Annotated in this window: 8 protein-coding genes; 6 read left to right on the forward strand and 2 right to left on the reverse strand. The window is 71.8% G+C overall.

What is annotated here, in order from left to right; translation table 11 throughout:
* The first annotated feature begins 207 nt into the window (after positions 1 to 207).
* Positions 208 to 825 (forward strand): AAA family ATPase, encoded by a 618-nt coding sequence (locus E1292_RS48150; RefSeq protein WP_246090950.1) that lies wholly within the window; start codon positions 208 to 210, stop codon positions 823 to 825.
* Positions 826 to 925: 100 nt separating this feature from the next.
* Positions 926 to 1,270, forward strand: a complete 345-nt coding sequence (locus tag E1292_RS48155; RefSeq protein ID WP_132606508.1) for a YciI family protein — start codon at positions 926 to 928, stop codon at positions 1,268 to 1,270.
* Positions 1,271 to 1,926: 656 nt separating this feature from the next.
* Here E1292_RS48155 and E1292_RS48165 read toward each other — a convergent pair.
* A complete protein-coding gene (locus tag E1292_RS48165; RefSeq protein ID WP_132606509.1) occupies positions 1,927 to 3,288 on the reverse strand; it encodes a glutamine synthetase family protein in 1,362 nt (453 codons plus the stop codon).
* Positions 3,289 to 3,474: 186 nt separating this feature from the next.
* Here E1292_RS48165 and E1292_RS48170 point away from each other — a divergent pair, with 186 nt between their 5' ends.
* Both E1292_RS48170 and E1292_RS48175 read left to right on the forward strand, forming a co-directional pair.
* Positions 3,475 to 4,020 carry an EF-hand domain-containing protein gene (locus E1292_RS48170; RefSeq protein ID WP_132606511.1) on the forward strand — a complete coding sequence of 182 codons (546 nt, stop codon included), beginning with the start codon at positions 3,475 to 3,477 and terminating at the stop codon, positions 4,018 to 4,020.
* 8 nt (positions 4,021 to 4,028) lie between these two features.
* On the forward strand, positions 4,029 to 5,027 hold the full coding sequence (locus E1292_RS48175; protein WP_246090952.1) for a terpene synthase family protein: 999 nt from the start codon (positions 4,029 to 4,031) through the stop codon (positions 5,025 to 5,027).
* 198 nt (positions 5,028 to 5,225) lie between these two features.
* On the opposite strand, the gene E1292_RS48180 is transcribed toward E1292_RS48175, so the two are convergent.
* On the reverse strand, positions 5,226 to 6,191 hold the full coding sequence (locus tag E1292_RS48180) for a DUF5937 family protein (RefSeq protein WP_132606510.1): 966 nt from the start codon (positions 6,189 to 6,191) through the stop codon (positions 5,226 to 5,228).
* Between the two features lie 59 nt (positions 6,192 to 6,250).
* On the opposite strand from E1292_RS48180, the gene E1292_RS48185 reads away from it, so the two are divergent.
* A complete protein-coding gene (locus tag E1292_RS48185; protein ID WP_246090953.1) occupies positions 6,251 to 7,465 on the forward strand; it encodes an MDR family MFS transporter in 1,215 nt (404 codons plus the stop codon).
* A 61-nt stretch (positions 7,466 to 7,526) separates the two neighbouring features.
* Positions 7,527 to 8,412: nitrilase-related carbon-nitrogen hydrolase (locus tag E1292_RS48190; protein ID WP_281284163.1), on the forward strand; the 886-nt coding region annotated here is incomplete at its 3' end.

Below are 8,412 nucleotides of genomic sequence, written 5' to 3' on the forward strand. Positions count from 1 at the left end.
AGATGCGTAGACAACACCTCAGCTATCAGGAGCCCGCTCCTGTCCGCAGGCGTATCACTCCAGGACGCCCTCGATCAGGGCATCCTGGCCCCGGCCTCAGCGACCAAATCCTTCGTCAGCAGGCTCTAAGGCATGCGGTCCCCTCGCCGGAACGGCACGGGGCAGGTACGTTGATCACGCGGGGGTGGGCCTGTGCAGGGGGCGAGATTGCGATACCCGCCCGGATCCCTGGTCATCCTGACCGGGCTCCCGGGCGCGGGCAAGACCACCCTGCTCCGCCGCCTGTACGGCCTGAGCGGCACCGAGAGCCTGCCCGTCACCGTGGGCGCGGTCGTGGTGATCGACTCGGCGCAGGCCAAGCGGCACTGGCACGACAGGCTCGGCTGGGTGCCCGGCTCGGTGCGCCGCCCCCTGGTGTTCGCCACCCATGTCGGCCGCATCCGGCGGGCGCTCGCCGGCGGCCGTTCGGTCATCGCCCACAACCGGGGCTGCGCACCGTACGTGCTGAGGTATTTCGCGTGGCTGGCGCGGCGGCACCACGCCCGCCTGCACCTGCTCCTGCTGGACGCGTCGCCCGAGGCGGCGCTGGCCGGGCAGCGAGCCAGGGGCCGGGTGGTGGCGCCGCGCACGTTCGCCCGCCATCAGCGGCGGTGGACCGACCTGGTCACGCGGGTGAAGGGCGGCGACCCCACGCCCGCGGCGGGCGGGCTGATCGTCGACAGGGCGGAGGCGGCCCTGCTGGAGGCGATCACCTTCGACGACGGGGACGACGACCGCCTGCGGGAGATCCGGATCACCGGATCGTCGCCCGACCACGATGGATGACGGCAGGCCGGGACGCGGCCGGATCTTTTTCCGCGCGGCGTGTCGATCCGGGCGCGGGCCGTTCGTGTGAAGGGTGAACTCTCGAGGAAAGGACACCGCGATGAAGCATTACGTGCTCACCATGTACCAGCCCGACGGCGAGCCGCCGGGACCCGAGATCCTCGACCCGGTCATGCGCGACCTGGGCGCGCTGGAGCAGGAGATGAAGGACGCCGGCGTGTGGGTCTTCTCCGGCGGGCTGCGCCCGCCGGCCCAGGCCGCCGTGGCACGGCTGAGGGAGGGCGAGGTGCTCACCACCGACGGCCCGTACACCGAGGGCAAGGAGCACATCGGCGGGTTCACCATCATCCGGGCGGCCGACATGGAGGCCGCGCTCGGGTGGGGCCGCAAGATGGCGAGGGCCGTGGCGCTGCTCCCCATCGAGGTGCGCGAGTTCCAGGGGTGACCCCGGCGGCCGGCGGGCCCCCGGGTCCGCCGGCTCGTTGCGAGGTATCGGTGCGCATGCTGGCTACTCGGGCGAAAGATCCGCGACGTCATCTCTGAGGCCAGCCGCTCCGGGCCCGCGTGTCGCTGCCGAAAACCCGGACGCGAAAGGCTGCTCGCGCCGGCCTGGGAGAGCGGCGCCCTCCCCGTGATCGTGCTGACCAAGGCCGACCGTCGGCGCTGGGCAACGCGCTGCCGGGCGCCGAGGAGTGCCGCTTCAGCGACCGCGGCCACGACCCGGAGCGGGGCTGCGCGGTCCGGGAAGCGATCGCCGCCCCCTACGACCACCAGAGGAACCTCCGACTTCGTCGACGACCCGGTCGTCAACGCGCTCATCACCCGGCATCACGGCCTACCCCCCGCCAGGGCCCCGGCTCGGATGCCACCACTCGGCGGCTGCTGGCGCCGGCCCGCCCGCTCCCCGGCCGTCCCAAGGTGCAGGACCCGGGTTGCGGCCCTGGCCGCGCCTCGCTGTTGCTCGCCGCCGCAGGCGCGGAGGTCACCCATCAGCCCTACTGGACGGACTGCGCGAGGCCGCGGCCCGGCGAGGCCTGGCCGAGCGGGCCGCTGACCTGGCCTGTTCACGGCGAGCTCCGGCTCTGCCCTGAACAGGCCCCTTCACAGCACGGGCAGGTAGCGGCCGAGCTCGAACTCGGTGACGGTGCGGCGGTAGTCGCGCCACTCGGCCCGCTTGTTGCGCAGGAAGAAGTCGAAGACGTGCTCGCCCAGCGTCTCGGCCACCAGCTCGCTGCGGTCCATGACGGCGATCGCCTCGTCCAGCGACCCGGGCAGCGGCTGGATGCCGAGGGCCCGCCGCTCGGCGCTGGTGAGCGTCCACACGTTGTCCTCGGCCGCGGGGGGCAGCTCGTAGCTCTCCTCGATGCCCTTCAGCCCGGCCGCCAGGATCAGCGCGAACGCCAGGTAGGGGTTGCACGCCGAGTCGAGCGAGCGGAACTCGATGCGCGTCGAGCCGCCCTTGTGCGGTTTGTACATCGGCACCCGGACCAGCGCGGACCGGTTGTTGTGGCCCCAGCACACGTAGGAGGGCGCCTCGCCGCCCTGACCGGCGATGAACTCGGCGCCGCCCCAGAGCCGCTTGTAGGAGTTGACCCACTGGTTGGTGATGGCGGTGATCTCGGCGGCGTGCCTGAGCAGCCCGGCGATGAACGAGCGTCCGATCTTGGACAGGCGGTAGTCGGTGCCGGCTTCGTAGAAGGCGTTGCGGTCGCCCTCGAACAGCGACATGTGGGTGTGCATGCCGGAGCCCGGGTGCTCGGTGAACGGCTTGGGCATGAACGACGCCCAGATGCCCTGCTCCAGCGCGACCTCCTTCATGACCAGGCGGAAGGTCATGATGTTGTCGGCCGTGGTCAGCGCGTCGGCGTAGCGCAGGTCGATCTCCTGCTGGCCGGGCGCGCCCTCGTGGTGGCTGAACTCCACCGAGATGCCCATCGACTCCAGCATCATGATCGCCTGGCGCCGGAAGTCGTGGCCGGCGCTGTGGGGAGTGTGGTCGAAGTAGCCGCCCGAGTCGATCGGCTCGGGCCGCCCGCCCGGCTCGGGCCGGTTCTTCAGCAGGAAGAACTCGATCTCGGGGTGGGTGTAGAAGGTGAAGCCCATGTCGGCGCACTTGGCGAGCGTGCGCTTGAGCACCCAGCGGGGGTCGGCGTGCGACGGCGAGCCGTCGGGCATGAGGATGTCGCAGAAGATGCGCGCCGCGCCCGGCGTCTCGCTGCGCCAGGGCAGGATCTGGAACGTGGCCGGATCGGGCTTGGCGAGCATGTCGGACTCGTAGACCCGGGCGAAGCCCTCGATCGCCGAGCCGTCGAAGCCGATGCCCTCGGCGAACGCGCCCTCCAGCTCCGCGGGGGCGATCGCGACGGACTTGAGGAAGCCGAGCACGTCGGTGAACCACAGCCGGATGAACCGGATGTCGCGTTCCTCGAGCGTGCGGAGCACGAACTCCTGCTGGCGGTCCACGGCATCCCCTCAAGACGACAGTACGGGTCTCGTACCAGGATGCCGTGTCCGTGTTTCGCACACGTTACGGGGGGTGCCGGGGGAGGCGCCTGCGGAGGGCCCGTGAACAAGCCGGTGCGAGCCTCGCTGACAAAGGGCCCGCCCCGACTTACTGTGATCACGCAGTCAGTCTCGGGGGAGGCATTGGTGGCTATCGACCTGCTCAATCACAAGCTCGATCGAGCGTTCGACCACATCGACGCTAACGGCAACGGCGTCGTCGAGCGTGAGGACCTGCTGGGTCTGGGCGCCCGCATTCTGGTGGGCTTCGGGGAGTCCCCCACCTCGGTCACCGGGGCGAGCCTTGTCGGCAGCTTCGACGGCATCTGGTCCACCTTGTCGCTGGCGCTCGAGCGCGACGGCGACTCCGGCATCGCGCGGGAGGACTTCCGCAAGGGGATGACGGCGGCGTTCGTCACCGGCGACCGCTACGACCCGGTGTTCAGGCCGGCGACGGTGGCGGTGGCGGAATTGTGCGACGCCGACGGGGACGGAAAGATCGGCCCCGCCGAGTTCCGTACGCTGTTGTGCGCGTTCGGCGTGGCCTACGACGACGTGGACGAGGCGTTCGACCGGCTCGACAGGGAGGGCAGGGGCGCGCTCACCGTGGACGGGCTGGTCCGGGCCGCTTCCGAGTACTACAGGAGCGGAGACCCCAACGCCGCGGGCAACTGGCTCTTCGGACCGCTGTGAAGACCCCTGTGAAGACGACCGTGAACACCACCACGAGCACCACCGTGTTCGCCACGGTGCGCACCGCGCTGCGTTCGGCGCTGACGTCCATGCTGCCCCTGCCGCGCAGGGGCGGCTCGGCCGCCGTGGCGCTGCTGCCGCTCACCGAGCGCGTGCCCGCGATGGCGGCGCCGTGCCGGATGCATCCGGCCGTGTACGCGATCGAGGCCGCGGTCATCGACTGGGCCAGGCGCACCGGCCTGCGCGCCGACCCCGGCGTCGGTTTCCACCGGATGGCGGGCCGGGCCTTCGCCGAGTTCGACGCGGCCGCGGCGGCGTTGTTCGCGCAATGGCTGACGTGGCTGTTCCACCTGGACGACGAGCTGGACGAGGGGTCGTGCCGGCTGGACATCTTCGACGGCATGCTCAGGGGCGCGGCCGGCCATCCGCTGGAGGCGGCGTTCGCCGACCTGTGGCGGGTGACGAGCGCGCGGATGAGCGACCGGTGGAGGTCGAGGTTCGCGGTGGGGTTGCAGCGCCAGCACGACGCGTGCCGCACGGAGGCCGACAACAGGGCGGCCGGCCGGATGCCGACGCTGGAGGAATATCCCGAGCTCCGCAGGGGCACGGTGGGCCCCTACCTGTACGACCTGGTGGAGCCGTGTCTGCGGGTGGAGGTGCCGGGCTGGGTCCACGACGGCGAGCCCTGGCGCCGGCTGGTGGACGCCTGCAGCGACGTCACCGCGTGGTGCAACGACGTCGCCTCGCGGCCGAAGGAGCGCGGCGACGTGCACAACTTCGTCGTGCTCGCCATGCGCCAGCTCGGGCTGGGCGAGCGGGAGGCGACCGCGTGGGTGCTGGACCGGATCGCCGATCGATGCCAGGACATGCAGGAGGCGGCCAGGCGGCTGCCGCTCGCGGATCTAGCGCCGAAGGCGGCCAGGGACGTCAGCAAGGTCGCCTGCGCCTACCTGGCGGCACCGCGCGCCCACCTCGACTGGCTCCTGGAGTCCCAGCGCTACGCCTGACCGCACGTTCGCGGGCGCGCGGACGGCTGGAGCAGGTGGACGGCCTGGAGCGGTCGGACAGGCTGGAGCAGGTGGACGGCCTGGAGCGGTCGGACAGGCTGGAGCAGGTGGACGGCCTGGAGCGGTCGGACAGGCTGGAGCGGGCGGACGGCTGGAGGGCGCGCGGGACAGGTGCCCGGCCGGTCGTCGGGCGGTGCCCTAGGTGGCGCCGCACGCGAGCATGTCGCCCGTGGGGGTGCGGCGGTAGACGACCTGCTTGCCGATCCGCATCCCCACCGCGAGCCCGCCGCCGCTGAGCACGCCGAGGTGCTGGCTGACGGCGCCCGGCGTGAGCGACATGCGGGCGGCCAGGGCCGAGGTGGTGGCGGGCTCGGCGAGCGCGAGGAGGATCTGCGCCCTGCTCCTGCCGATCAGCGCGGCCAGCGCGCCGGGCGCGGGCGGTGGCCCCTGCTCCCACAGCGTGCCCACGCCGAGCACGGGATAGACGAGCATCGGCTGGTACGGCGCCGAGATCACTCCCACCGACGGCCACCAGAACGCGCTGGGCACCAGCACCAGGCCGTCGCCGCGCACCCCTTCGACCGCGCACCACGGCCGGTCGATGAGCAGCTTCTCCCCCGTCCAGGTGACGGCGGGGTCGAGCGTGGCGAACAGCTGGCGGGCGCCGCCCTCGGCCAGCCGGCGGGAGCGGCGCAGCACGTCCCGCTCCAGCAGCCCGTACACGCGCGGCCAGAACTCCGCGAAGCACGTCTTCCAGTACGCCTCCAGCGCCCGCGCGACCCTGGCCACGCCCGCCTCGGGGTCGGCCGTGAACCGTTCGATCACCGCCCGGTCGGTCCCCTCGACCCGCATGGCCTCGCGCCGGGCCGTTTCGGGCGGCGTACGCCTGACCCGGTCGAGCTCGGCGGCGAAGTCGGGCATCGGCGTGTCGGGCGGCGGGGTGATGAAGTCGGCCAGGTAGCCGGTCGGCGGGACGAGCGCGAACAGCTCGCTCAGGTCGAGCCCGGCGAGCCGGGGCCGGACGGCCTTGATCCACGGCAGGTGGATCGACTGCCGGGCGGGCCTTTGGAGGGTGCGCAGGCTCGCGACGAGCTCCCACATGGGCGAGAACGCGAACCGGATGCGGGCGACGTCCTCCGGGGTGAGCACCCAGGTAACCGTCATGCTTTTAGTGTGCCCTAAATCGTTCGCACCCCAAAGACGGACATATCACTATTCCTTGCGTGTCACGTATTGCTGTCGAGAAGCCGTCAGACCCGCAGGGGAAGCCGTCCTTCCTCCAGTCCATGGTGGGCGGGCTGCCCCGCCCGTTCTGGGCCCTGTGGGGCGGCACGCTGGTGAACCGCCTGGGCACCATGGTCGTCCCCTTCACCGGCGTCTACCTGACGCAGAGCCGCGGCCTGTCGCTGGCCGCGGCGGGCCTCGTGATGGGCGTCTACGGTGCGGGCTCGCTGCTGTCGCAGCTGCTCGCCGGGGTGCTCACGGACCGGATCGGGCGCCGGGCCACGCTGTCGGGCGGCATGGTGGCCACCGCCGCGTGCATGCTGGCGCTCGGCTACAGCTCCACGCTGCCGGCGATCCTGGCCGCCATGTTCGCGATCGGCCTGGTGATCGACGTCTACAGGCCCGCCTCGAACGCCCTGGTCGCCGACCTGGTCTCCCCCGCCGAACGGCCCCGGGCGTACGGGCTGCTGTTCTGGGGGATCAACCTCGGCTACGCGGTCGGCATGACGGCCGGCGGACGGCTGGCGGAGCTCGGGTTCGTCTGGCTGTTCTGGATCGACGCGGTGTCCTGCCTGGTCTTCGCCGCGCTGGTGTGGCGGGCGGTGCCGGAGACCAGGCCGGAGGCGAAGGAGTCCGCCGGCGGCTTCGGCGTGGTGCTGCGCGACCGGGTGATGGTGGGGTTCACGCTCGTCGTGCTGGGCCACGCGCTGGTCTACGCGCAGACGATGACCATGCTGCCGGTGGCGATGACGGAGGTCGTGAAGTTGTCGCCGGGGCAGTTCGGGCTCGCCATGGCGCTGAACGGGGTGCTCATCGTCCTCGTGCAGCCGCTGGTGTCGGCCTGGCTGGGGCGCAGGGACGCCGCCCGTACGTTCGCGACGGGGGTGGCCGTGATGGGGCTGGGCTTCGCGATGACGGCGTTCGTCACCAGCACGCTCGGGCTGGCCGCGACGATCGCGGTGTGGACGGCGGGCGAGATCGTCGTCGCCGGCGTCCCCGGCGCCGTCGTGGCCTCGCTCGCCCCCGCGCACCTGCGCGGGCGGTACTCGGGGTTGTTCGGGTTCGCGTGGTCGCTGGCCGCGGTGCTGGCGCCGCTGCTCGGCGGTCCGCTGCTGGAGCTGGACCCGAAGGCGTTGTGGTTCACGATGGGCGGGGTCGGCGCGGTGTCGGCGCTCGGCATGCTGGCGCTCGGACCCGCGATCCGGCGCCGCTGAGCGACATTTGTCACTTTTCGTCGCTTGGAGGATAAAAACCGGGACGTATTAGGCTGAGCGCGTGGCTCAACTGCGGATTGCCCTGGCACAGACCAACCCGACCGTCGGCGATCTGGCGGCCAACGCGGACCGGCTGATCGTGTGGACCCGCGACGCCGCCGAACGCGGTGCCCACCTGGTCGTCTTCACCGAGATGTTCCTCACCGGCTATCCCGTCGAGGACCTCGTGCTGCGTACGTCGTTCGTGGACGCCAGCATCAAGGCCCTGGAAGAGGTGGCGCACAGGCTGGAGCGGGAAGGGCTCGGCGAGCTGCCCGTGGTGGTCGGCTACGTCGACCGCACCGGCCTGGCGCCCAGGACCGGCCAGCCGAAGGGCGCGCCGCTCGACGCCGCCGCGCTGCTCCACAAGGGCGAGGTGGTCACCCGTACGGCCAAGCACCACCTGCCCAACTACGGGGTCTTCGACGAGTACCGCTACTTCGTGCGCGGCGACCGGCTGCCCGTCTTCCGCCTGCACGGGGTCGACGTGGCCATCGCGGTGTGCGAGGACCTCTGGCAGGACGGCGGTCCCGTGTCCGTCGTCGGGCAGGCGGGAGCCGGGCTGCTCGTCGTCCCGAACGCCTCACCGTACGAGAAGGAGAAGGACGACGTCCGCCTGGAGCTGTGCGCGCGCAGGGCGCGCGAGGCGGGGTGCGCGCTCGTCTACGTCAACCAGGTCGGCGGGCAGGACGAGCTGGTCTTCGACGGCGACTCGATCGTGGTGGACGGCTCGGGCGAGCTCCTGGCGCGGGCCGGCCAGTTCACGGAGGAGCTGCTGGTCGTGGACCTCGACCTGCCGGCCTCGCAGGCGGAGACGGGGACGTCCCCGTACGACGCGGGCGACGGCAGCACGATCACGGTCGAGCGCCTGGTGTTGTCGGCCGACCCGGTCGCCCCCTATCCCCCCG

This window comes from Nonomuraea deserti (genome assembly GCF_004348685.1).
Lineage (GTDB): Bacteria > Actinomycetota > Actinomycetes > Streptosporangiales > Streptosporangiaceae > Nonomuraea > Nonomuraea deserti.

Coding starts and splice junctions, on each gene's coding strand:
- E1292_RS48155 (WP_132606508.1), top strand. CDS start 926: ATGAAGCATTACGTGCTCACCATGTACCAGCCCGACGGCGAGCCGCCG.
- E1292_RS48180 (WP_132606510.1), bottom strand. CDS start 6,191: ATGACGGTTACCTGGGTGCTCACCCCGGAGGACGTCGCCCGCATCCGG.